Source organism: Mesorhizobium sp. YC-39, assembly GCF_025753795.1.
Taxonomy (GTDB): domain Bacteria; phylum Pseudomonadota; class Alphaproteobacteria; order Rhizobiales; family Rhizobiaceae; genus Mesorhizobium.
Window position 1 is genome coordinate 1,758,651 of the sequence record NZ_JAOWPS010000001.1, and the last position, 25,155, is coordinate 1,783,805.

22 protein-coding genes are annotated in these 25,155 nt (G+C 64.6%); 16 read left to right on the forward strand and 6 right to left on the reverse strand.

Features of this window, described 5'->3' with window-relative positions:
- Positions 1-16 precede the first annotated feature (16 nt).
- The 3 genes from OHD62_RS08280 to OHD62_RS08290 are packed head-to-tail and all read left to right on the forward strand — an operon-like array spanning position 17 to position 2,786.
- The gene (locus tag OHD62_RS08280; RefSeq protein ID WP_263781997.1) at positions 17-895 is read left to right on the forward strand and encodes an ABC transporter permease; all 879 of its coding nucleotides are present in this window, start codon (positions 17-19) and stop codon (positions 893-895) included.
- Positions 896-899: 4 nt separating this feature from the next.
- Positions 900-1,688, forward strand: coding sequence for an ABC transporter permease (locus tag OHD62_RS08285; protein WP_263781998.1), 789 nt, complete (start codon positions 900-902; stop codon positions 1,686-1,688).
- Between the two features lie 12 nt (positions 1,689-1,700).
- A complete protein-coding gene (locus tag OHD62_RS08290; RefSeq protein ID WP_263781999.1) occupies positions 1,701-2,786 on the forward strand; it encodes an ABC transporter ATP-binding protein in 1,086 nt (361 codons plus the stop codon).
- Here OHD62_RS08290 and OHD62_RS08295 read toward each other — a convergent pair.
- The gene (locus tag OHD62_RS08295) at positions 2,767-3,960 is read right to left on the reverse strand and encodes an acetyl-CoA C-acetyltransferase (RefSeq protein WP_263782000.1); all 1,194 of its coding nucleotides are present in this window, start codon (positions 3,958-3,960) and stop codon (positions 2,767-2,769) included. The genes OHD62_RS08290 and OHD62_RS08295 overlap by 20 nt on opposite strands.
- A gap of 135 nt (positions 3,961-4,095) precedes the next feature.
- Here OHD62_RS08295 and OHD62_RS08300 point away from each other — a divergent pair, with 135 nt between their 5' ends.
- From OHD62_RS08300 to OHD62_RS08360, 13 genes are all read left to right on the forward strand, one after another.
- Complete coding sequence (locus OHD62_RS08300; RefSeq protein ID WP_263782001.1) at positions 4,096-6,048, forward strand: acetoacetate--CoA ligase; 1,953 nt, start codon at positions 4,096-4,098, stop codon at positions 6,046-6,048.
- On the forward strand, positions 6,045-7,205 hold the full coding sequence (locus tag OHD62_RS08305) for a thiolase family protein (RefSeq protein WP_263782002.1): 1,161 nt from the start codon (positions 6,045-6,047) through the stop codon (positions 7,203-7,205). Before OHD62_RS08300 ends, OHD62_RS08305 begins: the two co-directional genes overlap by 4 nt.
- On the forward strand, positions 7,202-8,113 hold the full coding sequence (locus tag OHD62_RS08310; protein ID WP_263782004.1) for an OB-fold domain-containing protein: 912 nt from the start codon (positions 7,202-7,204) through the stop codon (positions 8,111-8,113). Before OHD62_RS08305 ends, OHD62_RS08310 begins: the two co-directional genes overlap by 4 nt.
- A 9-nt stretch (positions 8,114-8,122) precedes the next feature.
- A complete protein-coding gene (locus OHD62_RS08315) occupies positions 8,123-9,379 on the forward strand; it encodes an MFS transporter (protein WP_263782006.1) in 1,257 nt (418 codons plus the stop codon).
- Between the two features lie 137 nt (positions 9,380-9,516).
- The gene (locus OHD62_RS08320) at positions 9,517-10,347 is read left to right on the forward strand and encodes a GntR family transcriptional regulator (protein ID WP_107648710.1); all 831 of its coding nucleotides are present in this window, start codon (positions 9,517-9,519) and stop codon (positions 10,345-10,347) included.
- 282 nt (positions 10,348-10,629) lie between these two features.
- Complete coding sequence (locus OHD62_RS08325; protein WP_263782009.1) at positions 10,630-11,406, forward strand: SDR family NAD(P)-dependent oxidoreductase; 777 nt, start codon at positions 10,630-10,632, stop codon at positions 11,404-11,406.
- Between the two features lie 26 nt (positions 11,407-11,432).
- Positions 11,433-12,089: an L-fuculose-phosphate aldolase gene (locus OHD62_RS08330; protein ID WP_263782010.1), complete on the forward strand. Its 657-nt coding sequence runs from the start codon at positions 11,433-11,435 to the stop codon at positions 12,087-12,089.
- Positions 12,090-12,175: 86 nt separating this feature from the next.
- The gene (locus tag OHD62_RS08335) at positions 12,176-13,189 is read left to right on the forward strand and encodes a sugar ABC transporter substrate-binding protein (protein ID WP_263782011.1); all 1,014 of its coding nucleotides are present in this window, start codon (positions 12,176-12,178) and stop codon (positions 13,187-13,189) included.
- A gap of 173 nt (positions 13,190-13,362) precedes the next feature.
- Entirely contained in the window at positions 13,363-14,895 is a 1,533-nt protein-coding gene (locus OHD62_RS08340; protein WP_263782013.1) for a sugar ABC transporter ATP-binding protein, read from the forward strand.
- Entirely contained in the window at positions 14,892-15,926 is a 1,035-nt protein-coding gene (locus OHD62_RS08345; protein ID WP_263782014.1) for an ABC transporter permease, read from the forward strand. Before OHD62_RS08340 ends, OHD62_RS08345 begins: the two co-directional genes overlap by 4 nt.
- A complete protein-coding gene (locus OHD62_RS08350) occupies positions 15,923-16,912 on the forward strand; it encodes an ABC transporter permease (protein WP_263782015.1) in 990 nt (329 codons plus the stop codon). The genes OHD62_RS08345 and OHD62_RS08350 overlap by 4 nt, the downstream gene beginning before the upstream one ends.
- A 34-nt stretch (positions 16,913-16,946) precedes the next feature.
- Complete coding sequence (locus tag OHD62_RS08355; RefSeq protein ID WP_263782016.1) at positions 16,947-17,918, forward strand: carbohydrate kinase family protein; 972 nt, start codon at positions 16,947-16,949, stop codon at positions 17,916-17,918.
- A 27-nt stretch (positions 17,919-17,945) separates the two neighbouring features.
- Complete coding sequence (locus tag OHD62_RS08360) at positions 17,946-18,707, forward strand: SDR family NAD(P)-dependent oxidoreductase (RefSeq protein ID WP_263782017.1); 762 nt, start codon at positions 17,946-17,948, stop codon at positions 18,705-18,707.
- Between the two features lie 102 nt (positions 18,708-18,809).
- Here the strand turns inward: OHD62_RS08360 and OHD62_RS08365 are convergent, their stop codons facing one another.
- From OHD62_RS08365 to OHD62_RS08385, 5 genes are all read right to left on the reverse strand, one after another.
- On the reverse strand, positions 18,810-20,399 hold the full coding sequence (locus tag OHD62_RS08365) for an AMP-binding protein (RefSeq protein WP_263782018.1): 1,590 nt from the start codon (positions 20,397-20,399) through the stop codon (positions 18,810-18,812).
- Positions 20,400-20,556: 157 nt separating this feature from the next.
- Positions 20,557-21,474 carry an alpha/beta hydrolase gene (locus OHD62_RS08370; protein WP_263782019.1) on the reverse strand — a complete coding sequence of 306 codons (918 nt, stop codon included), beginning with the start codon at positions 21,472-21,474 and terminating at the stop codon, positions 20,557-20,559.
- Positions 21,475-21,538: 64 nt separating this feature from the next.
- Positions 21,539-23,512, reverse strand: coding sequence for a dehydrogenase E1 component subunit alpha/beta (locus OHD62_RS08375; RefSeq protein ID WP_263782020.1), 1,974 nt, complete (start codon positions 23,510-23,512; stop codon positions 21,539-21,541).
- Positions 23,513-23,567: 55 nt separating this feature from the next.
- The gene (locus OHD62_RS08380) at positions 23,568-24,341 is read right to left on the reverse strand and encodes an SDR family NAD(P)-dependent oxidoreductase (RefSeq protein WP_263782021.1); all 774 of its coding nucleotides are present in this window, start codon (positions 24,339-24,341) and stop codon (positions 23,568-23,570) included.
- Entirely contained in the window at positions 24,338-25,126 is a 789-nt protein-coding gene (locus OHD62_RS08385) for an SDR family NAD(P)-dependent oxidoreductase (RefSeq protein WP_263782022.1), read from the reverse strand. The genes OHD62_RS08380 and OHD62_RS08385 overlap by 4 nt, the downstream gene beginning before the upstream one ends.
- Positions 25,127-25,155 lie beyond the last annotated feature (29 nt).

Here is a 25,155-nt window from a genome sequence, read left to right on the forward strand (position 1 = left end):
GTGGGATAGGTCGTTCATGAAGGCACCAAACATCAGGATGGGCGGCCTGTTGGCCGCGCCGGCCGTTCTGTACATGGTCATGTTTTTCGTCGTGCCGAGCCTGATCCTGTTCGTCTATAGTTTCTGGACGGCGGCCTCGTACAGGATCATGCCGGACTTCGTGTTTTCGAACTATCTGAATTCGCTGATGTCGCCATTGTTCTGGACGGTGACGATCAACGCCATCCTGATCGGGCTGGTCACAGCGTCGATCACGCTGGTGCTGGCGATCCCGGTCGGTTACTACCTCGTCTATGTCAGCCGCTCGCAGGTCATCCTCTATCTTATCCTGATCACCTGGTTCTCCAGTTATCTGGTCCGCATCTATGCCTGGCGCACTTTGCTTGGCACCAGCGGCGTCCTCAACACCATTCTGATCCAGGCCGGCATCGTCGACACGCCGGTCGGGGTGTTCCTGTTCAGCCGCTTTGCGGTCGCCATCACGCTGATCCACATCTACCTGCCGTTCTGCATCCTTTTGGTGGTGTCCTCGCTCAGCGAGATCAAGAAGGATCTTGTCGACGCCGCGCGCGACCTTGGCGCCTCTCCGCTCGGCGCCTTCTTCCGCGTCATCGCGCCCAACGCCGCCAACGGCCTGGTCGGCGCTTTCATGCTGACCTTCGTCATGGTTGCGGGCGACTATGTCACGCCGCAGATGCTGGGCGGCTCCTCGGGCCAGACGACGGGACTGCTGATCGCCGACCAGTTCCGGAAGACCGGCAACTGGCCGCTGGGTGCTGCCCAGGCCTTCCTGATGTTCCTGGTGTCGATCGTCATCTACCTCTCGGTGATCGGGCTTGGGCGCGCAACGGGCCTGATCGTCAAGCGCCGGCCGTCAAAGAGAGCAGGGGTCTGACGCCGTGGTCCTCAAAATAGTGGTCTGGTCGATCCTGGCGTTTTTGCTTATGCCGCTGGTGATCATCGTTCTCTTTTCTTTCCATGCGAGCCCCTCGCTGTCGTTTCCCTTTGCCGGCTTCAGCCTGCGCTGGTACGCCGAAGTGCTCGGCAATGCGCAGCTCGGCTCGGCCCTGGTCAAGAGCCTCACCGTCGCCGGCTTCACCGCACTGATCACGCTGATCCTTGGGGCGGCCGCCTCGCTTGCCTGGCTTCGCCTGGGGCCTCGGGGTCGCGCCGTGCTGGAGGTGCTGTGCCTGACGCCGATCGCACTTCCCGGCCTCTTCGTCGGCGTCTCGCTTCTGGTGCTGTTCGCCCAGACCCGAATCCAGCTCTCGACCGTCACCATCGTCATCTCGCACGTGGTGCTGGCTCTGCCCATCCTGATCGTCGCCATGCGCGCCAGGCTTGCTCTGTTCGATCCATCGCTGGAGGAAGCATCGCGCGACCTTGGAGCCAGTCAGATGCAGACCTTCGGCAAGGTGACGCTGCCACTGATCGCGCCGACATTGATCGCCTCGGCGATATTGGCCTTTGCGGTGTCTTTCGACGAGTTCGTCGTGACCTCCTTCGTCGCCGGCACCGAGACGACGTTGCCCATGTATATCTGGTCGATGATGCGCCGCACCGTCACGCCGCTCATCAATGCCATCTCCACCCTCGCTCTGGTGTTCTCGATCGCCATCCTCTTCATCGCCTGGCTCATCGGCCATCTGCGCAGAAGATCGGCGGTCGCCGGCCGCACCGTGTCATAAGGATCGACAGGCATGACAATTCGCCCGCCCGTGATCGAGATCACCGCGGCCCAGAAAATGTTCGGCTCCTTCCAGGCGCTGAGCGACATCAACCTGTCCATCGAACAGGGCGAGATCGTAACCTTGCTCGGTCCCAGCGGTTGCGGCAAGACAACCCTGATGCGGCTCTTGGCCGGCTTCGAAACGGTGACCGCCGGCACCATCAGGATCGACGGCAGGGACTGCGCCGGCCAGCCGCCCGAGCGGCGGCCGGTGAACATGGTCTTCCAGCGCTATGCGCTTTTTCCGCATCTCGATGTGTTCGAGAACGTCGCCTTCGGCCTCAAGGTCAAGGGCACGCCCAAGACGGAAATCCGCGAGCGGGTCCAGCGCATGCTGCACATCGTCCAACTCGACAGCTTCGCCAACCGCTACATCAACGAATTGAGCGGCGGCCAGAGCCAGCGCGTGGCGCTCGCCCGGGCGCTGGTCAATGGTCCGAAAGTCCTGCTGCTCGACGAGCCGCTCGCCGCGCTCGATCTGAAGATCCGCCAGCACATGCTGGTCGAGATGAAGCGCATTCATGCCGAGACCGGCGCCACCTTCGTCTACGTCACGCATGATCAGGACGAAGCGATGATCCTTTCGGACCGTGTCGTCCTCATGGAGAAGGGCCGCATCGTGCAGGTCGACCGGCCCGAAACCATGTACGCGGTGCCCAAATCGCTGTTTGCCGCCAAATTCCTCGGCGAGACCAATTTGTTCGAGGCGGCAATGGCAAGCGATGATGCCTCCGGCATGACAGCCGTCACCGGATCGGGGTTGCGCCTTCGTAGCTCTATCGTTCCAGCCGGCGAATTGCGCGGCAAGGTGATCGTCTCGATTCGACCGGAATCCTTCCGTTTCAACCGGGACAATGACACCACGCAATCGGCAACCGGAAAGGTCGAGGATGTCATCTTCATAGGCAGCAGGTCATTCTACACCATCTGTCTCGCTGACGGCGTCCGCGTTCGTGTCCAGGTCCAGCGCGGCACGCGCACAAGCCTGCCGAAACCGGGTGAAAGGACGGAAATTTTCTGGGACTCCGACAACGTCGTCATCCTTCCGCAATCCTGAACGCCTCCAGGCAGATGGCGACGCCAAGCCCGCCGCCGATGCAGAGCGAAGCGAGGCCGCGCTTTGAGCCGCGCTTGTGCATCTCGTGCAACAGCGTCACGACGATGCGGCAGCCGGAGCCGGCCAGCGGGTGGCCGAGCGCGATCGCGCCGCCATTGACATTGATCAGGCTGCTATCCCAGCCCATCTCGCGATTGACCGCAATCGCCTGCGCGGCAAAGGCCTCGTTGATTTCAAGCAGGTCGAGGTCCGATGCCGTCCAGCCGGCTTTGTCCAGCGCCTTGCGCGATGCCGCCACCGGCCCCAGCCCCATCTCCATCGGTTCGACGCCGGCCGAGGCGTAGGCGGCAATGCGCGCCAGCGGCGTCAGGCCGAGCTCCAACATGCGCTTTTCCGAGACCACCATCACCGCCGCGGCGCCGTCGTTGAGGCCTGACGAATTGCCTGCTGTGACGGTGCCGTCCGCGTCGAAGACCGGCCGCAAATGGGACAGGGTTTCCAGCGTCGAGGCCGGATTGGGATGCTCGTCGGTTGCGATGGTGCGTTGCTCGCGCTTCGCCGTGACAGTGACGGGCACGATCTCGCCAGCGAAGCGCTCGGCGGCGATCGCAGTGGCGGCTTTTTCCTGTGAGGCCAGCGCGAAGCGGTCCTGCTCGTCACGTGTGACCTGATAGCGCCGCGCCAGGCCTTCCGCGGTCACCCCCATATGCACCTGGTTGGGCGCGTCCCACAGGCCGTCGACGATCATCGAATCCTTGATTTCATGGTCGCCCATCCTGATGCCGCGGCGCGCGCCGTAGATCAGATGCGGGGCCTCCGTCATCGAGTCCTGGCCGCCGGCAATGACGATATCGGCATCGCCGCAGCGTATCGCCTGGGCGGCGAGATGGATCGACTTCTGGCCGGCGCCGCAGACCTTGTTGACGGTCATCGCCGGCACCCCGACCGGAATGCCGGCCTTCAGCGCCGCCTGCCGGGCAGGGTTCTGGCCGGCGCCGCCGGTCAGCACCTGACCCATGATGACTTCGCAGATCGCATCGCCTTCGATGCCGGTCTCTTCGAGCAGCGAGCCGATCACCGCTGCGCCGAGGTCAGCGGCGGCAATGCCGGCGAAGGCGCCGTTGAGCTTGCCGATCGGCGTGCGCCTGGCGGCGACGATGAACACGTCCTGCATATGCTCCGGCTCCTTGCCAAGACGAAGAGCGCCCCGTCTCGGGCTTCTTGACATTCTGGTTATAACCAATATTCTAGCTGGTGTAAGGCGTGTCGCCAAGGGCGAAAACGCCAAGCGAATTTCCGGGAGGATCTGATGACATCCAGCGTGCTTTGGACGCCGGCGGCAGCCGCGTTCAAGAACTGTGGCCTTGCGCGTTTCGCCGCTGAAAACGGCTTCGACCCGCATGACTACGAAACGCTGCATCGCTGGTCGATTGGCGAAAAGGGCGCCTTCTGGCGCGCCGTCTGGGACTTTGCCGGCATCGTCGGCGAGCCGGGCACGAGTGCGTTCCGCGCCGATCCGGCGGCGCCGATGACCGGCAGCGCCTTCTTTCCCGAAGCCAGCCTCAGCCTTGCCGAGAATCTGTTGCGCGGCGACGACGACGCACTTGCCGTCGTCGAGGCCGACGAGACCAGGCATTTCCGCAACTACAGCCGCGGCGAATTGCGGACCATGGTCGCGCGCACCGCGCATGGCCTGAAGGCGGCAGGCGTCGGGCGCGGCGACCGGGTCGGTGGCATCTTGCCGAACCGCATCGAGGCGCTGTCGGCGCTGCTCGCCACGCTGTCCATCGGCGCGGTATGGTCGTCCTGCTCGCCGGATTTCGGTGCCTCGGCCATTCTCGACCGGCTCGGCCAGATCGCCCCGAAGGTGCTGTTCGCCACGCCGCGCTACCGCTATGGCGGCAAGGATCACGATATTGCCGGCCGGCTTGGCGAGATCGCCGCCGGCATGCCCGGCCTGACGACGCTGGTGATCTGCGGCGATCAAGCCACGGTGCAGGCCCCGGCCCGCGTTTCCTGCATCGGCTTCGAGTCCTTCGGCAGGGAAGGGGACCTCGCCTCCGAACGCGTGCCGTTCTCGCACCCGGCCTACATCCTCTACACCTCGGGCACGACGGGCGCTCCCAAGGCCATCGTGCATTCCACCGGCGGCGTCCTGCTCCAGCACGTCAAGGAACATCTGCTGCATGGCGACGTCAGGCCGGGCGATGTCATGAGCTGGTACACCAACACCGCCTGGATGATGTATCACTGGCTGATCTCCGGCCTAGCCTGCAATGCCACGGTCGTGCTCTATGACGGCGCGCCGATCTTGAAATCGCCAGGCGGTCTCGACCCGAGCCCGCTCTGGCGCGTCGCCGAAAGCGCCGGCGTCACCCATTTCGGCATCAGCCCGAAATATCTGGCGACGCTCGCCGACGAGAATTACGCGCCGGGCACGAAACACGATTTGTCGGCGCTGCGCTCGCTGCTGTCGGCCGGCGCGCCGGTATCATCAGGCCAGTTCGACTGGGTCTATGAGAACGTCAAATCGGACATGATCTTCGCTTCGATCTCGGGCGGCACCGAGATCATCGGCTGCTTCCTGCTGGGTTCGCCGCTGCATCCGGTGCGCCGAGGTCATCTGACCGTCAAGGGCCTCGGACTGGCGGTCGCGGTGATGGACGAGCGCAACGCGCCGGTCATCGCGACCCAAGGTGACCTCGTCTGCACCGAGCCGTTCCCATCGATGCCGCTGACCTTCTGGGGCGAAGCTGGCGACGAGCGCTATCACGCCACCTATTTTGCCGCGCGCCGCGAAATCTGGACGCATGGCGACATCGCCGAGATGACGGTGCATGGCTCGGCCATCGTCCACGGCCGCTCCGACACCACACTCAAACCGGGTGGCGTCAGGATCGGTACCGCCGAAATCTACGCGGCCTGCGAGACATTCCCGGAGATCGAGGACTGCCTGGTCTTCGGCGCGCCGATCACCGGCGACGAGGAAATCCTGCTCTGCTTGAAGCTGAAGGAGGGCAGCGCGCTGACGGCGGAACTCGCTCGGCGTATCCGCAAGCACATTCGCGAGCAGGCTTCGCCGCGTCACGTTCCGCATCGCATCCATGCCGTCTCGGCCATTCCCTACACGCTGAACGGCAAGCGGGTGGAGGGCGCCGCCCGCACGGTGATCGAGGGCAAGGTGGTGAAGAATCTGGGGTCGCTGGCCAACCCGGAGTCGCTTGACGAATACCGGCGCCTCGACCGGAGCCAGGCGGCATGAGCGCGGCCAGGTCACGCGGCGCCATTGCCGGCATTGGCGAGCTGAAGCCGGTGCGCCGCACCGAGGGGCGCACGACGCTGGAGATGATCGCGGAAGTCTCCAGGCTCGCCGTCCTCGATGCCGGGCTCGAACCTGGCCATATCGACGGGCTGCTGGTCGGACCGCAGGTCGGCGAGACGCCGCAGCATGTGCCGGCGACGGTCGCCGAATATCTCGGCCTCAAGCCTGACATGGCCAATGTCGTCGATCTCGGCGGCGCCTCCGGCGCCGGCATGGTCTGGCGGGCGGCGGCGGCGATCGAGGCCGGCATGTGCGAGGCGGTGCTGTGTGTGCTGGCCAACACCCGCGAGGAGGTGCCGGCGCGCTCGCCCAACCGCAACCCGATCCGCGAATTCGACGTGCCGTTCGGCGCGTCGGGCGCCAATATTTCCTATGCCCTGCTGATGCAGGCGCATATGGCGGAACACGGTTCGAAGCCAGAGGACTTCGCCGCGGTCGCCGCGTGGGCGCGTGCCAACGCGCAACTCAATCCTGATGCGATCTTCTTCGGCAAGCCAGCCGGCGTCGACGACGTGCTGGCTTCGCCGATGGTCGCCTCGCCACTGCATCTGCTTGAGATCGTCATGCCGGTTGCCGGCGGCGAGGCAGTGGTCGTCGTCTCGGCCAAGCGCGCACGTCAACTGGCAAAGCCCGCCGTTCATCTTTTGGGCGCCGGCGAGAAGGTGACGCACCGCGCCGTCTCGCAGGCGCCGAGCCTGACCTCCGGCCCGCTCAAGCCGGCAATAGTGCGCGCCTTCGTCCAGTCCGGCACCAGTGCCGACCAGATGAGCCTTTTGTCACTTTACGATTGCTACACGATCATGGTGGCGGCGACGATCGAGGATGCCGGCCTCTGCGCTCCAGGGCAGTTCGGCCGCTGGGTCCGCGACCATGATCTCGGTCACGCCGGCGATGCGCCGCTGAATCCGCATGGCGGCCAGCTCGGCTTCGGCCAGCCCGACCTTGCCGGCGGCATGACTCATGTCGTGGAAGCCGTGCGGCAACTGCGTGGTGATGCGACAGGACGGCAGATCGCCAACGCAAAACTGGCGCTCGTCACTGGCAATGGTGCGACGATGAGCGAAGCGACCGCGCTTGTGCTGGGAGCCGACCAATGAGCGCCGATCTCGATCTCCTGAAGACGCCGGGACCGACGATCACCGCGCTGACCGCGCCGTTCTGGCAGGCGGCGGCCGAAGGACGGCTGCTCATCCAGTCCTGCGAGGCCTGCGGCAAGGCGGTTTTCTATCCCCGGCCGATCTGCCCGCATTGCTGGAGCGATCACCTTGCCTGGTGCGAGGCGTCGGGCCGCGGCCGGCTCAAATCCTTCTCGGTTGTGCACAAGCCCGGCCATCCCGGCTGGCTGCCGGCGGCACCTTACGTCGTTGGCCTGGTCGAGCTCGACGAAGGCCCGACCATGCTGAGCTTCATCGTCGCTGACGAGGCCGCCTGCGCCGTCGGCCAGCCGCTTGTGCTTGCGCCGACGCGGATCGGCGGGCGCGTGCTGCCTGCTTTCAAACCGCTGGCCGCGGCCGGTTCAATCACACCACTCAACCACACAGGGAACACGCCCATGAGCACAGAGACCAAGGACGGCTGGATCGGTGTCATCAAAGGCCGGCCCCAAGTCGGTGCCTTCGCCGAGCGTTCGCGGCGCACCCGCCTGGAGGACATCGAGGCCTTCACCGAAATGACCGGCGACCGCAATCCGCTGCATTACGACAAGGCGTTGGCCGAAGCGTCCGTCTTCGGCAAGCTCATCGTCCAGGGCGGCGTCACCTCAGGCATCCTCAATGCGCTGGTGGCCGAGGATCTTCCCGGTCCGGGCACGGTGTTCCTCGAAGTCGGCTGGAAATTCGTCAAGGCGGTCGGCGTCGACGAGATGATCACCGGCCGCGTCGAGATCAAGGAGGTGCGACAGGACAAACCGATCTGCAAGATCGAGACCTCGGTGCGCAACGAAGCCGGCGACATCTGCCTGACCGGCACCGCGACGGTGTTCACCGTTCCGCTGGCCAAGGCCTGAGTGGCCGGAATGGCGCTCTGGCGAGAGACTCCCGGCGCGGCGCAAGACGTCGTAGCCGACGATGCGCACCGCTGGAGCGTACTTGCCCTACTATGTCTTGCCGTGGTGCTGTCGCTGACAACCTGGTTCTCGGCCACCGCGATCACGCCCGAGCTGAAAGCCGCGTGGCACCTCTCCGGCGCCATCGAGGCCTGGCTGATCAATGGCGTGCAGATCGGCTTCGTCGCCGGCGCGCTGGCGTCGAGCCTGGTCAATCTGCCCGATATCGTCAGGCTGAACCGGCTGATGGCGCTCTCGGCTCTGCTGGCCGCTGTCGCCAACGCCTGCCTGCTGCTGCAGCCGGGGCCGGTCGGCCTGGTCTGCGCACGCATCTTCACAGGGGTCGCGCTGGCCGGCGTCTATCCGCCGGCCCTGAAGCTTGTCTCGACATGGTTCGTGCGGGGCAGGGGGCTGGCGCTCGGCGCCGTCATCGGCGCACTGACGCTGGGCTCGTCGCTGCCGCATCTGTTCCGGGCGCTGAGCGGCGCGCTCGACTGGCAATTGGTGGTCGTCGCCGCGACCATGGCGACTATCGTCGGCGCTGCGATATTCTGGTTCTTCGCCGGCGAGGGGCCGTATCCCTTCGGCAAGGCGGTCTTCGATCCGCGCCAGATCGGCGCGGTCTTCCGCGACAGGCCGCTGGTCCTCGTCAATATCGGTTATCTCGGCCATATGTGGGAGCTCTACGCCATGTGGGCCTGGCTGCTCGCCTACGCCCGCGCCGCGCTTGCGGCGCAGCAGCTTGCCTCGCCGGCCCTGGCGTCACTGCTGACGTTCTCCGCAATCGCCGCCGGTGTCGGCGGCTGCCTGCTCGGCGGCGTGCTTTCCGACCGCCTGGGCCGCAGCTTGACGACCGCCGGGCTGATGATCGTCTCCGGCCTTTGCGCGCTGCTGATCGGTTTTGTCTTCGATGGGCCGCTTTGGCTGTTCATCCTGGTCGCGCTTGTCTGGGGCATTTCGATCATCGGTGATTCGGCGCAGTTTTCGGCGGCGGTGACCGAGCTCGGCGACCGGCGCTTTGTCGGCACGGCGCTGTCCGTCCAGCTCGGGCTCGGCTTCGCGCTGACCGTGCTGGTGATCTGGCTTGTTCCACAGGTCGCTTCGCTGCTCGGCGGCTGGCGCTGGGCCTTCCTGCTGCTGGTGCCGGGACCATTCATCGGTGCGGCGGCCATGCTTGCCCTGCGGCGTCTGCCGGCGGCCGCGAAGATGGCCGGCGGCAAGCGCTAGGTTCGGTCCGCCTTGCAGGCTCACAGGGACGGTTCACGGCCGGGCTTGATTTCTCGCGCAAAGATTGAGTGTATCAGGCACGACGATGATGCCGGTGCCCGGTTTACCGACCGAGACCGAGAGTTCAAGGTGGGTGGATGCTGAAGACCCGGGGAAGACCGCGCTACGACCAGGAAGACGCGGAGGCTGCGGAAGCCTTCCGCGATATCGGCGCGAAGATCCAGCTGAACCGCGACAACGCCGCGCCGCTCTGGGTGCAACTGCGCAACCAGATCGAGGAAGCGATCAACACCGGCGTGCTGGCCGCCAATTCGCGCATTCCGTCCGAACAGGCGCTGTGTGATTTCTTCGGCGTGTCGCGCCCCGTGGTGCGGGCCGCCATCGGTTCGCTGTCCAATGGCGGCCGCGTCATCAAGATGCCACGCAAGGGCATGTTCGTGGCGGCGCCGCGCGAGCATGTCGACTTCATGACCTCGAACCTCAGCGTCTTCGGGGATTTGACGGCCAAGGGCCATGTCGTCTCGACCCGCACTTTCGAATTCTACCGCTGCCCGCCCAGCGAAAAGGAAAGCAGCGTCTTCGGCATACCCGAGACCGGCAGCGTCGTGCGCATCGGCCGCGTCTACATGACCGACGGCGCGCCGATCACGCTCACCCATATCAGCCTGCCCGGCCACAAGGTCCCGGGGCTGGAGACCGTCGACATCGAGAACCAGTCGGTCTTCCAGACGATCAGGGAGCGCTATGGCCTGACCGTGCTGCGCGCCGAGCGCTGGTTCACGGCCGCAATGCCGACGCTGGAGGAGGCGGAGCGGATGGGCGTGGCGCCGACCACGCCGCTGATCTCGATCGAATCGATCGCCTACGATGCCGATGGCGCCGCGCTCGAATACTATCAGGCGCTCTACAACTCGTCGGTGGCGCGCATCCACATGTCCATCGAGCAGAGCAGCGCGACCAACGCATAGGGATTGCCAGGCAACACATTGCCGATTTGCCCGGCTTGCAGAAATATTATTTCTGGTAATAACCAGATTGACATGAGCGTGGAACGACCTTACGGTCTGCTCATGCCGCCATGCCTGGGGTGACGAAATTCGTCATCCCAGGAGGGCGGAGACCGTCACCCGAGGGGTGTCGGGAGGAGTTTTCGGAAGATCGGGTCTGAGGCGTCGCCGCGAGGGCTGGCGACCGACGCAAAGCTGTTGCCTTGCGCTAGGCGGAGCCATGTTCCGAGGTGGAGGACGTGCATGGATTACAGGCGTCAACTGGATCTCGATGGCGAGGTTGCCGTGGTCACCGGCGGCGCACGCGGCATCGGCTTCGAGGCGGCCAAGGCGCTTGGCTCCTGCGGTGCGCATGTCGTGCTGATCGATCTCGATCAGGGCGTGCTGGACGCAGCGGTTGCAGCGCTTTCCGATGTTGGCGTCACCAGCGTTTCGACGAGGCCGCTCGACGTGACCGACCCGGATGCGTTGGAGGCCGCCGCCACCGATCTCGTGGCCGAATTCGGCGGCATCGACATTCTCGTCAACAGCGCCGGCATTGCCCGCCTCAATTCGGCGCTCGACACGCCCGACGAGGAATGGCGGCTGGTCATGGACATCAACGTCAACGGCGTCTACTGGGCCTCGCGCGCCTTCGGCCGCCATATGGTGGCGAAGGGCAAGGGCAGCATCGTCAATCTCGGCTCGATGTCGGGCCTGATCGTCAACCGTCCGCAAAGTGCTGCGTCCTACATGGTCAGCAAGGGCGCGGTACATATGCTGACCAAGGCGCTCGCCGTCGAATGGGCGCCGATGGGCGTGCGCGTCAACGCGCTCGCCCCTGGCTATGTCGCCACCGACATGACGCTGAAAATGCGCGACCGCCCCGAACTCTTCAATGTGTGGATGGACATGACGCCGATGGCGCGTTGCGGCGAGCCACAGGAGATCGCCTCGGCGATCCTGTTCCTGGCGTCGCCAGCCTCGAGCTACGTCACCGGCGCGATCCTGTCGATCGACGGCGGTTATACGGCCTGGTGACGGGTCGGCAAGCAATGGGAAACTACATGTCGGCCTCAGATACGCAAATACGCCAGTCGATCATCGATGCCTGCATCGAGATGAACAGGGTTGGCATCAACCAGGGCACTTCAGGCAACATCAGCGTGCGCCATGGCGAAGGCATGCTGATCACGCCGACCAGCACGCCTTACGCGACGCTGAAGCCGCAGGATATCGTGTTCATGAACTGGGCCGGCGACGTCGAAGGCAGGCTCGACGCTTCAAGTGAATGGCGCTTCCACCTCGACATCCTCAAGGCGCGGCCGGAGGTCAATGCGATCGTCCACGCCCACCCCAATTATTGCACGACGATCGCGATCATGGGCCGGAAGATCCCGGCGATCCACTACATGATCGCCATTGCCGGCGGCAGCGACATACGCTGCGCCCCTTACGCGACTTTCGGCACGGCCGAGCTTTCGGTCAACGCGGTCACGGCACTCGAGGGCCGCAAGGCCTGTCTTCTGGAGCATCACGGCATGATTGCCGTCGGCACATCCCTCGACAACGCCATGTGGCTGGCGGTCGAGGTCGAGACGCTGGCGCGGCAATATCATGGCTGTCTGCAGATCGGCGAGCCGCCTGTGCTCTCGGACGAGGAGATCGAGAACGTGATCGGCAGGATGGCCAGCTACGGCCATCGCGATGCCGATGCCGCATGAGTGTTTCGAACGAATTGCCGGATCGAACCGGTGAGGTCCTTCAGAGCGGGTTCTGAGGGTTATTGAAGGCAAAGTGGAGGAAACCAATGTCCAACAAACAAAGCAGGTCACACGGCATTCTCAAGACGGCGGCCATCGCGCTGGCGGCTGCGTGCAGTCTCCAGTTCGTCCTGTCCGCCGCGCAGGCGCAAGAGCTTTCCCTCAAGGGCAAGCGCATCGGCGTTTCCATCGTCGGCACCGACCATTATTGGGATCTGATGGCGTTCCGCGGCATCCAGGACGAGATCAAGGCGCTTGGCGGCGAGGCGATCGCGCTCGACGCCGGCCGCAAGGACCAACAGCAGATCGCACAGTTGCAGACGTTGATTGCCCAGAAACCCGACGCCATCGTCGAGGTGCTCGGCAATCTCGAAGTGCTGAACCCGTGGCTGGCCAAGATCCGCGAGGCCGACATTCCGCTGTTCACCGTCGATACGGCGACGCCCCACGCGATCAACAACACGACCTCGAACAACTATAATATCGGCGCCGAGATCGCGCTGCAGATGGTCGCCGACATGGGCGGCAAGGGCAACGTCCTGGTCTTCAACGGCTTCTACAGCGTGCCGGTCTGCAAGATCCGCTACGACCAGATGAAATACGTGCTGGGCTCGTTCCCGGACGTCAAGATCGTCGAGCCCGAACTGCGCGACGTCATCCCCAACACGGTCCAGGCCGCCTATTCCAACATCACCGACATGCTGACCAAGTCGCCGGAAAAAGGCTCGCTTAACGCGGTCTGGGCGTGCTGGGACGTGCCGCAGATCGGCGCCACCCAGGCCGCCGAAGCCGCCGGTAGGCAGGAACTGAAGACCTATGGCATCGACGGCAGCCCGGAAGTCATCAAGATGGTGATGGACGCGAAATCGCCGGCCGCAGCGGTTGCCGCCCAGCAACCTTACGAGATCGGCAAGACCTCCGTGCAGAACGTGGCCAAGTACCTGGCCGGCCAGAAGGTACCGCCGTTCACCTTCGTGCCTGCCGTGCTGATCAACAAGGAGAACGCCGCCGTCACCGGCAAGCCGTTCCTCGAGGCAGCAGAAAAGGCCGGCGTGAAGTAAGGCCTCCCAAGCCTCGTACCGCTCGGGCCGCGCCGCTTCGGCGGCGCGGCCTCCTGAGGGCGCCACGTGTCGGATTCGACGTGCACAATGCGCTCCCGTATTTTCAAACCGGCGCATGCAACCGATCCTGGTTTCAGGCGTCATGCGCAAGAGTACCGCGCAAGGAGCAGGGCATGACCATGCAGCCGTCCGCAGCTCAAATCGCCGTCTCGATGACCGGCATCTCCAAGCGTTTTGGTCCGGTCCAGGCCCTCCACGATGCCGATCTGCAGGTGGCACGCGGCACCATCCATGGCCTCGTCGGTCAGAATGGCGCCGGCAAGTCGACGATCATCAAGGTGCTGGCCGGCATATTGAAGCCCGACAGCGGCACGATATCGGTCAATGGCGATACCGTCGGCAACCTGACCCCGTCGTCGGTGGAACGGCTCGGCGTTCATTTCATTCATCAGGACCGCCTGCTAGTGCCGACCGCCACGGTCGGCGAGGCGGTCTTCCTGCGTCATGAACTCGGCTTCGGCCCCTTCGTCAGCCGTCGTTCGATGAGCCGGCGCGCAGCCGAACTCCTGAAGCGCTATTTCGATCTCGAATTGCCGGCCGGCATCCTGGTGCAGGACCTGACGACGGCGCAGCAGAAGATCGTCCAGATCACCCGCGCGCTGGCACAGAAAGCCTCGGTACTGGTGCTCGACGAACCGACGGCCGCACTTGTCAAGCGCGAGGTCGACAGCCTGTTTGCCGTGCTGCGCCGGCTGCGCAACGACGGCATCGCCGTGATCTTTATCTCGCACTACATGCAGGAGATCGAGCAGCTCTGCGACCGCGTCACCGTGATGCGCAACGGCACCGATGTCGGCACCGTCGATCCGGCCCAGACGCCGATCGACGAGATCATCGCCATGATGATCGCGCGCGATGTCGGCGAGATGTTTCCCAAGCGCTCGGTCGAAATTGGCGCGCCGGTGCTCGAAGTCTCGCATCTCGGCATGGCCGGCAGTTTCGAGGACATCTCATTCTCGGTACGCCGCGGCGAGATCGTCGGGCTGACTGGCCTGCTGGGTTCCGGCGCCAAGGAGATCGTGCAGTGCCTGTTCGGGCTGGATCGCGCCGAACGCGGCTCGGTCAAGGTCGAAGGCAAGAGACTGTCGCTGTCCACGCCCGTGCACGCCGTACAGGGCGGCATCGCCATGCTGCCGGAGGACCGCCGCGCCCATGGCGTGGCGATCGACCTGTCGGTGCGCGAGAATATCAGCCTCGCCAGCCTCGGCCGCTACAGCGGCAGCGGCTTCGTCAAGCGGCGGCAGGAGAACCAGGCGATCGACGGGCTGATCCGCGAACTGTCGATCAAGACGCCCGGTCGCGACACGCTGGTGCGCCAGCTCTCCGGCGGCAACCAGCAGAAAGTGGCGATCGCCAAATGGCTGAGCTGCCAGTCGCGCGTCTACATTCTCGACGAGCCGACGGTCGCCGTCGATGTCGGCGCCAAGGTAGAGATCTACAACCTGCTGAACCGGTTGGCCGGCGAGGGCGCAGCCATCTTGCTCTTGTCCTCCGACCTGCTCGAACTGGTCGGTGTCTGTGACCGCGTGCTTGTCGTCTATCGCGGCCGGCTGGCGGGCGAGTTCTCCGGCGCCGAGCTCGATGGCGACAGGCTGCTTGCCGCCTCGTCGGGCGCTCGCGTCGCCAAAGCGGAGGTCTCGTCATGACCGCAACAACAATGAGAGCCGCCGGCACCGCCGCGCAAGGCGAGAAGCAGCCGCGCGTGCAAAACACCGGCAAGCGTCTCGGCGCGGTCGCCGTACGGCTCGGCGCCATCGCCACCTTCGCGCTCATCCTGATCTATTTCGCGCTGTTTGCGCCGGGCTTCCTGTCCTCTTTCAACCTGATCAATGTCGTCGAACAGTCAGCGATCCTCGGCGTGCTCGCCTTCGGCATGGCGGTGGTCATCATCGGCGGCGGTTCGAACGTCACCGAAGGCGGCATCGACCTGTCGATAGCGGCCAATATGGGCCTGTGCGCCGCGGTGTTCGCCACCGTGCTGCAGGCCGGCTATCCAGATGCGGTGGCGCTGCTTGCGGCCATCGCCTGTGGCGTTGCGGTCGGCGCGCTGAATGCCATCGCCGTCGTCGGCCTCGGTATACTGCCGCTGCTGGCGTCGCTGGCGGTGATGAACATCGCCGCCGGCGCCGAGCTGACCCTGACGCAGAACACCGTGGTCGGCGCCGCCTCGCCGCTGCTCGCCTTCCTTGTATCGGGCAGCTTCCTCGGCATTTCGGCGCTTGCCTGGTGCCTGATCCTGTTTTCCGCCATCATGCTCGTCTTCATCCACAAGACGACCTTTGGCCTCCGGCTCTACGCCGTCGGCGGCCATCCGGAAGCGGCGCGCGCCGCCGGCATCAACGTGCCGCTGCATGTCGGCTTCACCTATCTGTTCTCAGGCTTTTGCGCCGCCATCGCCAGCGTGCTGGCTGTCTCCCGGCTCAGCGCTAGCACGCCCGGCTCCGGCGAGATGCTTTTGTCGGTGCTGGCCGCCGCCCTTCTCGGCACCGTCTTTTCCCGACGCCTGGTGCCGACCATCGGCGGCACGCTGCTCAGCGTGTTGTTCATCGGCTTCCTCGCCAATGGCTTTCAGCTGCTCAACGTGTCGAGCTACTGGGTCAATGGCGTGCAGGGCGCGCTGATCCTGCTGGTCGTCGCCGTCACCTCATTCGCCCGCGGACCGGAGGCATCACGATGAGCGTTTCGCAAGAGACGAGCGCCAGCGGCGCGCAAAGGCTCGGCGGCTTCATCGCCAGCTACAGCGTGGTCATCACCTTCCTGGCGATCTGCCTGTTCTTCGCTGTTGCCAGCCCCACCTTCCTGACCGGCGCCAACCTTTACAACGTGCTGGTCAACAATGTGGTGATGCTGGCCATCGTCGCGCTCGGGCTCACCATCGTCATCTCGTCTGGTGGTATCGACCTGTCGGTCGGTGTCTCCGTCGACATGGCCTCGATGGTGTTCGTCATGCTGCTCGCGGCCGGCTATGGCGGTGTCTTCGGCGTCACCGTCGGGCTGCTGGCGGCCGTCGCCGTCGGCGTGCTCAACGCCATCCTGATCACCAGGCTGAAGATCAGCCCGTTTCTCGCCACGCTTGGCGTGTTGTTCATCGGCCAGAGCACGCAGCAACTGGCAACCAGCGGCGGCCAGCCGATCTACCTGATCACAGGCTATGCCGGCGACCAGTTCAACGCCATAGCCAGAACCTCGCTGTTCGGCGTCCCGACGCCGGTGCTGGTGCTGATCGCCTGCATCGTCGTCGTCTATCTCCTGCTGCACCGCTCGGTCTTCGGCCGCGCCGTGCAGGCCATGGGCGCGCAACCGGGCGTCGCCTGGTATTCGGGCCTCGCCGTGCCGCGCCAGCAATCGCTGGTCTATATCGGCTGCGCGCTTTTGTGCGGCATCACCGGCATCCTGTTGTCGGCGACGGTGAAATCCTACGTGCCGCTGTCGGGGAACGCCTTCCTGCTCGACGCCATCGGCGCCACGTTCATCGGCACCACGCTCAGCGCCGAACGCCGGCCGACGGTCATCGGCACGCTGCTCGGCGTGCTGCTGCTCGCAGTGGTCAAGAACGGGCTGCTGCTCATCGGCTGGAATTTCTACTGGCAGCAAGTCGGCATCGGTGTGCTCGTCTTCCTGGTCCTCGCCGTGAGCTTCGGCCTGCGCCGCGCGCGCCAGTAATTTTTCCGCCTCTTCGTCAAAGGATTTTTCCACCATGCCCAGCTTCGATGTCAGTTCGGTCGGCTTCTACGTGCTCGACATTCTCGGCCGCCCGGTCTCGCGCATCCCCGAAGGCGGCAGGGCCGATTATATCGAGGAGATCCGCATGACCGTCGCCGGCACTGCTGGCGCGACGGGAATGGACTGCGCCATCCTCGGCCTGAAGACACAGGCCGTGACCACGCTCGGCACCGACGACATGGGCGACTGGTTCGTCGCCAAATTGCAGAAATACGGTCTCGACTGCGGCCTGGTCCGCCGCGATGGCAGCGTGCAGACCTCGTCCACCATCCTGCCGGTTCGCCCCAATGGCGAAAGGCCGGCCCTGCATGTGCCGGGCACGGCAACGGTGTTCCGCGTCGCCGACGAGGATCTCGACGCCGCGCTCGACGCGACCGTCGTCCATGTCGGCGGCACTGGCCTGCTCAAGAGTTTCGACGGCGAGCCGACCGTGCGCCTGCTCAGGCGCGCCAAGGAACTCGGCCGCACCACCACCTTCGATCTCATCCAGGCAACGCCGGAAACGATCGCCTTCGTCGAACCGTGCCTGCCTTATATCGATTATTTCGTGCCGAGCATCGATGAAGCCAGCGAAATGGCGCATGAGCGCGATCCGGCCAAGGTTGCCGCCTACTTCAAGTCGAAGGGCGTCAGGAACTGCCTGCTCACGCTTGGCGGCGAAGGCGTCTATGTCGCGCCGGAAAACGGCAAGCCGTTCCATCTGCCGGCCTTCGACATCGAGGTTGTCGACACCACCGGCTGCGGCGACAGTTTCACCGCAGGCATCATCGTCGGCATCGCTAGGGGTTGGGACCTCGAACGCTCGGCGCGTTTTGCCTCGGCGGTCGCCGCCAAGGTGGCGATGGGCCTCGGCTCGGACGGCAAGCTCGTCTCCTTCGACGACACCATCGCGGCGATGAATTCCCTTCCGGTCAAGGCGCCGGCGCGCAGCTCCGCCCACGCCTGACAGCAGCATTTCGAAAGGACGATTTCCATGAGCAATTCAAAAGTCGGCACGGTCGCGCTGGTCACCGGCGCCAGCCGCGGCATCGGCCGGGCGCTTGCCGTCGGCCTGGCGAAGTTCGGCTACGATGTCGCGATCACCGACCTGCCGGGGCAGGCGAAGGAGCTCGACGTCACACGCACCGAGATCGAAGCCGCCGGCCGCAAGGCCTATGTCTACACGATGGACGTCAGCAGCAAGAAAGAGGTCGAGGCGACCACCGCGGCGCTGCTCAGGGATGCCGGCCGCATCGACGTGCTGGTCAACAACGCCGGCATCTTGAAGCCCAGCCTGTTGCAGGATCTGGACGAGGCCTCGTGGGATGCGCATTTCGACGTCAACGCCAAGGGCGTGCTGTTGATGTGCCAGGCGGTGCTGCCGCACATGCGGTCGCGCAAATCCGGCCGCGTCGTCAACATCGCTTCCATCGCCGGGCGCCAGGGCGTGCCGACGCAGGGCCATTACGCCGCGACCAAGGCGACCGTCATCACACTGACCCGCGTGCTGGCACAGGAAGTCGGCATGGACGGCGTCACCGTCAACGCCATCTGCCCCGGCATCATCCTGACCGAGATGGGCAAGAACAATCTCGGCAGCGACGAGGCCATCCGGCATTGGGAAGAGGTCGCGGCACTCAAGCGCCTCGGCTATCCCGACGACATTGTCGGGCCGGTGTGCTTCTTCGCTTCTGAGCAATCGGCCTTCGTCACCGGGCAGGCGCTGAACGTCTGCGGCGGCATCTATTTCCACTAGGACACGCGTCGAATGTCCAAGGCGAAAAAACGAAAAAACATCGAGCGGCTGCGCGATCGGCAGTGAGAGCTCATCCGCCGCGGCTGGCTGTCGGTCAGCCAGTCAGCGCGCGTCTTGGCGCAGCATGAATTTCTGGATCTTGCCGGTTGCCGTCTTCGGCAATTCGCGGAAGAGAAAGCGTTTCGGGATTTTGTAGCCGGCCAATCTGGCGCGGCAGAATGCGACCAGCTCCTGCGTCCCGACCTCTTTGCCCGCCTTGGTCTCGATGAAGGCGCATGGCACCTCGCCCCATTTCTCGTCCGGCATGGCAACGACCGCTGCCAGCAGGATGGCGGGATGCTGGTGGAGCACATTCTCGATCTCGAGGCTGGACACGTTCTCGCCGCCCGAAATGATGATGTCCTTCAACCGGTCCTTGATCTCGATGGCGTCGTCCGGGTGGACGATGGCGAGGTCGCCCGTGTGGAACCAGCCCCCGGAGAATGCGCTCTCGCTCGCCGCCGCGTCGCGATAGTAGCCGGCCATAAGCGTGTTGCCTGCAAGCTGGATCTCGCCCATGGTTTTGCCATCGGCCGCCACAGGCGATCCCTGCTCGTCGGCAACCCGGATCTGGCTCGCCGTGATGTGACGCACGCCCTGGCGTGCCAGGAACGCGGCCTTTTCTCCAGCGCTCACCGTCGCCAGGCGGCCGGGCAGTTCGCACAGCGTTGCTGGGCCGTAGGATTCGGTAAGGCCGTAGAGATGGACGAGGTCGACGCCCAGTGCATCGAGCTGTTCGATCAAGGTGCTGGTTGGCGATGCGCCGCCGGTCGCGACCGTGACGCGCTTTTCCAGCGCGCCGGCGGGGCGCCCGGGATGATTGAGCAGCATATAGAGAACCACCGGCGCGCAGGCAAAATGCGTCACCGCATGCTGCTTCAGCGCACCGAACACCAGATCCGGATCGATCCGGTCGAGGCAGACATGCAGGCCGCCCGCCGCCGTCACCGCCCAGGTGTGGCACCAGCCATTGCAATGGAACATCGGCAAGGTCCAGAGATAGACCGTGTCGCGGTCGAAGCCGAGCGCCATGACATTGCCCAGTGCGTTGAGATAGGCGCCCCGGTGGTGGTAGACGACGCCCTTGGGCCGTCCGGTCGTGCCAGACGTGTAATTGAGGCAGATCGGCTGCCACTCGTCGGCAACCCCTGAGATTTCGAAGCGGTCCTCGCCCGGGTCTCCGGACAAAAGATCGAGCCTGTCCTCGCCGGCGTCCTCGCTCTCCGCCAGCAGCACGACGCGGACGCCGGCGATGCGCCCGGCTTGCCGTGCTACGCCGATGCTTCCAGGGTCCGCCACCACGATGCGGCTGCCGGAATGGTCGAGTATGTAGGCGACGGTATCGGCATCGAGGCGGGTGTTGATGCTGTTGAGCACCGCGCCGACGGCGGGCACCGCATAATGGGCGGCCAGCATCTCGGGCCGGTTGGAGCACATGAAGCTGACCACGTCGCCAGCCCCGATCTCTTGCCTTCCAAGCCAGGCGGCAAGGCGCGCCGCGGTACCGCCGAATTGCCGGTAGCTCCAGCGCCGCGCGTTCCAGGCGATTGCCGGGCGGTCCGGATGGACTGCGACGGCACGCGCCAGGAAATCCGCCGGCGTGAGCGGATGGAAATTCGCCGGCCGGCGCGAAAGATGCGGCTCTACCTGCATGTCCTGATCATCTCTAAGAGACTGTTTCGAAAGTCGCTCCGGCGAGTCATATGGTGGTGGTTTCGAGAACCGGAGCGCAGCGGACGTTTGGGTCCGTGAGCACCGGAAGCGCAGAAAACGCCATCAGATGGCCGCCGGAGTAGAGTTTCCAAACAGTCTACGGCTTCAGCGTCTCGACGAACCAGTCACGGGCCATGGCTGCCGCCACCTTGACCTTAGACTGGTCCGAATAAAGCGTCATATGCGAAGTGTGCGGCAGCACTTCCAGCTTCTTCTTCGTCGATGGAATCTGGTTGAAGGCGCCGATTTCGAGATCCCACAATGTCAGATCGTCGCCCTCGGCCACGATCATCAGCGTCGGCGTGTTGTAGATGCGCTTCACGAATGGTCCGACATCGTAATTCATCAGGAGATCGACCGATTCCACCGTGCTGCGGTTTTCGTAAAGCGGTGCCTCCGAGGCCTTGATAGCCATGAAGGTGCGCACGGTTTCCGGGAACGGCCAGGCCGAGACCTCCGCGGCCGAATTTTCGGTCGCATGCGGCAGGTAGAGCTGTTCGCCGGGCTTCTCATAGCGAAGCTTGCGATCCCTGAGCACGAGATCCCAGAGCGCCCGGTACTCCATCGTTCCGTGGGCGCGCCGCATGTTCTCGTAGCCGTCGATCACCGGGATCTGGCTGACGATGGTTTTTACGCGCGGGTCGATGGCGGCGAGGATAAGAGCATGGCCACCCGAGTAGGAAATGCCCCAGACGCCGATGCGGTCGGGATCGACATTATCATGACGTTCGAGGAAGCTGATGGCGTTCTGATAGTCGCGGATCTGCTGCCAGGGATCCAGATGCTGGCGGTTGTCGCCATCGCTGACGCCCAGATTGCGATAGTCGAAGATCAGCGCATTGATGCCCGCGTCGGCGAATGCCTGGGCATAGGTCGGCATGACGATCTCGCGCACATAGCACCAGCCGCCGGCCAGCACCACGGTCGGCGCGCGCTTCGATGTGTTGGCCAGATACAGCCAGCCGCGCACGGTCGTGCCCTCGGACTTGAATTCGACGTCCACTCGTTTGGTCATGAGATTTCCTCTGCTAGTCAATCGATTGCATTTGGGGTTGAAATTTAGCGCGAGGCATATTCCGTCAGCTCCGATAGCAGACGGTACGTGCCGCTTCGGCGATCCGTGCCGCGTTGGGGATGAGTTCGCGTTCCAGTGCGGAATTGTAGGGCATCGGGACATCGGCCATGCCGACGCGTACCACCGGCGCGTCGAGCCAGTCGAAGGCGTTCTCCATGATCAGCGCCGAGATTTCGGCGCCGAACCCGTATGTGGTCCAGCCTTCATGAGCGACGACGCAACGGTTGGTCTTGCGCACCGAGGCAAGGATGGTCTCGCTGTCCAGCGGCCGCAGGCTGCGCGGGTCGATCACTTCGGCCTCGATGCCGTCGCGCGCCAGATCGCGCGCCGCCGAAAGCGCGACGTCGACCATCGCCATCGTCGCGACGATGGTGACGTCCTTGCCCGGTCGGCGGATGGCCGCCTTGCCGATCGGCAAGGCATAGGGCGCCTCCGGCACCGGGCCACGGCTTTGCTGATAGAGCAGCTTGTGCTCGATGAAGACGACCGGATTGTCATCGCGGATCGCCGCCGTCAGCAAGCCCTTGGCATCGTAGGGATTGGAGGGCGCCAGCACCACGAGCCCGGGAATATGCGCGAACCAGGTCTCCAGCGATTGCGAATGCTGGGCGCCGAGGCGGATGCCGCCGCCCTGCGGCCCACGGATCACCAGCGGGATGCGCGCCTCGCCACCCAGCATGAAGCGCAGCTTCGCCGCCTGGTTGACGATCGCATCCATCATGTGGGTGATGAAGTCGAAGAACTGCACTTCCACGATCGGCCGCAAGCCGGTCAGCGCCGCGCCGACCGCGGCATTGGCGATCACGTTCTCCGAAATCGGCGTGTCCCTGACGCGGCCGGCCCCGAACGCCTGCTGCAAGCCTGCCGTGCACTGGAACAGGCCGCCGATGCGGCCGACATCCTCGCCGAGCACGATGACGTTTTCGTCGCGCGCCATTTCCTGGTGTATGGCCTCGCGCACCGCCTCGACATAGCCGAGTTGGCGTGACCCGGCTTCCGGCTCGGGGGAGGCGGCCAATGACGGCGCCATGACCGCCGGAAAGAGGATGTCCATCGCCGGCTCCGGCGCCTGCCCGGCAGCCGCGATCGCCTGTTCAATCTCGGCGTCGGCCTTGGCGGCGATGGCATCGATACGCTTCTGGTCCACTTGCCGCTGCCTGAGCAGCACCGTCATCTTCAGGATCGGGTCGCGCCGGCGCCACGCTTCTTCCTCGGCCTCGGGACGATAGCGCGGCAGATTGGTGCGCATTGAATGGTCGCCGGAACGATAGGTCATCGCTTCGATCAGGCTCGGACCTTCGCCGGCGCGTGCCCGTTGCACGGCGATGCCGACGGCATCCCGCACGACGACGGCGTCGTTGCCGTCGATGGTTTCGCCCGGCATGCCGTAGGCGGCCGCGCGGGTGGAAATCCGTGGCACGGCGGATGCCTGTTCGACCCCCAGCGACAGCCCGTAGCCATTGTTCTCGCAGATGAAGATCACCGGCAGCTTCCAAAGTGCTGCGAGATTGAGGGATTCGTGGAAAATCCCTTCATTGGCGGCACCGTCGCCGAAGAAGGCGACGCACACCTGTCTGGTGCCGCGGATGGTCGCCGAGAGTGCCGCGCCCGTGCCGATGCCGAGCCCTGCGCCGACGATGCCGTTGGCGCCGAGAATGCCGCGGTCCAGTGCTGCGATATGCATGGAGCCGCCGAGCCCATGGCCGTAACCGGTGACGCGGCCGAACAGCTCGGCCATCATCTTGCCGGTGTCGGCGCCCTTGGCGATGCAATGGCCATGGCCACGATGGTGCGAGACGATGTAGTCGTCATCGCCGAGCACCGCGCAGGCGCCGACCGCGATCGCTTCCTGACCGACGCAGGAATGCGCCGTACCCTTGATGGCGCCCGATTTGAACAGCTCCGCCGCCCGCTCCTCGAAGCGGCGGATGCGCCACATGTCGAGAAAATAGGTTTCAAGCTCGGTGGTCTCCAGCATGGGAGACACCGCAGAAACCACACTTTCCCGACGCGCCATGCTCATGAAAAGAGGCTCATGTGAACAGGCAGCCGCCATTGACGTCGATGGTGGCGCCGGTCAGGTACGAGCCGTCCGGTCCGGCCAAGAAACTGATCGCCGAGGCGATCTCCGACGGATAGGCGGCGCGACCAAGCGGGATCTTGTCCCACTCCGTCTTCTTCATCTCCTCGAAGGTCACGCTGCGCTTCTCTGCCTCCTCGCGCAGGGCGTCGAGATGCATCGAGGTCGCGACATTGCCGGGCGCCACGGAATTGACCCTTATGTTGTCGGCCGCCAGCTCGGCCGCCGCCGTGTGGGTCAGCGAGATGACCCCGGCCTTCGATGCGCAATAGGCGCCGAAAAAGCCGTGGCCGCTTTTGCCGTACCAGCTCGAAACCGTGACGATCGAGGCGCCCTTTGCCGCGCGCAACGCGGGAATGAAATGCTTCATCAGGAATACGTTGGCGCGCAGGTTGACGTTGAAGACGCGGTCCCATTCGGCAATGTCGAGCGTCTCGATCGAGCCGACCTGCTGCAGCACGCCGGCAACCAGGCCGAGGAACTTCAGCGGCGCCCCGATCGAGGCGATCGCGGCATCGATCGCGCCATACTGGTCGGGGTTGGTGATGTCGGCGACGACGCCGATCACCTTCTGCCCGTCCTTGGCCTTTATCCCCTTGGCGACGTCAGCCACATTGTCGAACTGGTCGACGAGCACCAGCGACCATCCGTCAGCGGCAAGCCGTTCGGCCGTCGCTCGTCCGATGCCACCGGCAGCGCCGGTCAAAACTCCCGTTTTCGCGCTCATTGCAGGATCATCCCGCCGTCGATCAGCAGCACCTGGCCGGTCATGTAGTCGGATTGCGGCGACCACAGGAAACGCACCGTGCCGACGACATCGGATGGCTTGGCGACCCGGCCGAGCAGGATCTGGCTGGCCAGCGAATTCATTGCTTCGCCAGGCGCCTTGCTGGCGCCCATTGCCAGGAGGTCGGCATCGAGCTTCTCCCAGAGCGGCGTATCAACGACGCCTGGACCGAACGCATTGACCGTGATGCCCTTGCCGGCGAGCGCCCGTGCGCCGGCCTGCGTCAGGCTGATGACGACGGCCTTGCTGGCGGAGTAGGGGGCAAAGTCGGCAAAGCCGGTGCGCCCGGCAATGGAAGCGGTGTTGATGATCTTGCCTTTGATCCCGCGCTCGATCATCGCCTTGGCGGCTTCCTGGATGCCGATCAGTACGCCAAGCGCGTTGACGTCCATGATCGCATGCCAGGTCTTTTCGCTTGCCTCAAGGAAAGGCTCCGGCTTGTTGAAGCCGGCATTGTTGATCATGACGTTGATGCCGCCGAATTCCTTGCAGCAGGCGGCGACCGCCGCCTTGACCTCGTCGCGCTTGGTGACGTCGACCTTGCTGAAGACGACGCGCCCGGCATGGTCCTTCGACAGTTCCTTGACGGTCTGTTCGCCGACGGCCGGATCGATATCGGCGATGACCACCCCGTAGCCATCCCTAAGCAACGCTGTCGCGATTTCCCTGCCGATGCCTCGCGCGGCACCCGTGACGACGGCGCCGCCCTTGTTGTTTTCACTCATCCCGAAATCTCCTCTTCTTGAAATCTTGC

Coding starts and splice junctions, on each gene's coding strand:
- OHD62_RS08280 (WP_263781997.1), top strand. CDS start 17: ATGAAGGCACCAAACATCAGGATGGGCGGCCTGTTGGCCGCGCCGGCC.
- OHD62_RS08290 (WP_263781999.1), top strand. CDS start 1,701: ATGACAATTCGCCCGCCCGTGATCGAGATCACCGCGGCCCAGAAAATG.
- OHD62_RS08295 (WP_263782000.1), bottom strand. CDS start 3,960: ATGCAGGACGTGTTCATCGTCGCCGCCAGGCGCACGCCGATCGGCAAG.
- OHD62_RS08300 (WP_263782001.1), top strand. CDS start 4,096: ATGACATCCAGCGTGCTTTGGACGCCGGCGGCAGCCGCGTTCAAGAAC.
- OHD62_RS08305 (WP_263782002.1), top strand. CDS start 6,045: ATGAGCGCGGCCAGGTCACGCGGCGCCATTGCCGGCATTGGCGAGCTG.
- OHD62_RS08310 (WP_263782004.1), top strand. CDS start 7,202: ATGAGCGCCGATCTCGATCTCCTGAAGACGCCGGGACCGACGATCACC.
- OHD62_RS08315 (WP_263782006.1), top strand. CDS start 8,123: ATGGCGCTCTGGCGAGAGACTCCCGGCGCGGCGCAAGACGTCGTAGCC.
- OHD62_RS08320 (WP_107648710.1), top strand. CDS start 9,517: ATGCTGAAGACCCGGGGAAGACCGCGCTACGACCAGGAAGACGCGGAG.
- OHD62_RS08325 (WP_263782009.1), top strand. CDS start 10,630: ATGGATTACAGGCGTCAACTGGATCTCGATGGCGAGGTTGCCGTGGTC.
- OHD62_RS08330 (WP_263782010.1), top strand. CDS start 11,433: ATGTCGGCCTCAGATACGCAAATACGCCAGTCGATCATCGATGCCTGC.
- OHD62_RS08335 (WP_263782011.1), top strand. CDS start 12,176: ATGTCCAACAAACAAAGCAGGTCACACGGCATTCTCAAGACGGCGGCC.
- OHD62_RS08340 (WP_263782013.1), top strand. CDS start 13,363: ATGACCATGCAGCCGTCCGCAGCTCAAATCGCCGTCTCGATGACCGGC.
- OHD62_RS08345 (WP_263782014.1), top strand. CDS start 14,892: ATGACCGCAACAACAATGAGAGCCGCCGGCACCGCCGCGCAAGGCGAG.
- OHD62_RS08350 (WP_263782015.1), top strand. CDS start 15,923: ATGAGCGTTTCGCAAGAGACGAGCGCCAGCGGCGCGCAAAGGCTCGGC.
- OHD62_RS08355 (WP_263782016.1), top strand. CDS start 16,947: ATGCCCAGCTTCGATGTCAGTTCGGTCGGCTTCTACGTGCTCGACATT.
- OHD62_RS08360 (WP_263782017.1), top strand. CDS start 17,946: ATGAGCAATTCAAAAGTCGGCACGGTCGCGCTGGTCACCGGCGCCAGC.
- OHD62_RS08365 (WP_263782018.1), bottom strand. CDS start 20,399: ATGCAGGTAGAGCCGCATCTTTCGCGCCGGCCGGCGAATTTCCATCCG.
- OHD62_RS08370 (WP_263782019.1), bottom strand. CDS start 21,474: ATGACCAAACGAGTGGACGTCGAATTCAAGTCCGAGGGCACGACCGTG.
- OHD62_RS08375 (WP_263782020.1), bottom strand. CDS start 23,512: ATGCTGGAGACCACCGAGCTTGAAACCTATTTTCTCGACATGTGGCGC.
- OHD62_RS08380 (WP_263782021.1), bottom strand. CDS start 24,341: ATGAGCGCGAAAACGGGAGTTTTGACCGGCGCTGCCGGTGGCATCGGA.
- OHD62_RS08385 (WP_263782022.1), bottom strand. CDS start 25,126: ATGAGTGAAAACAACAAGGGCGGCGCCGTCGTCACGGGTGCCGCGCGA.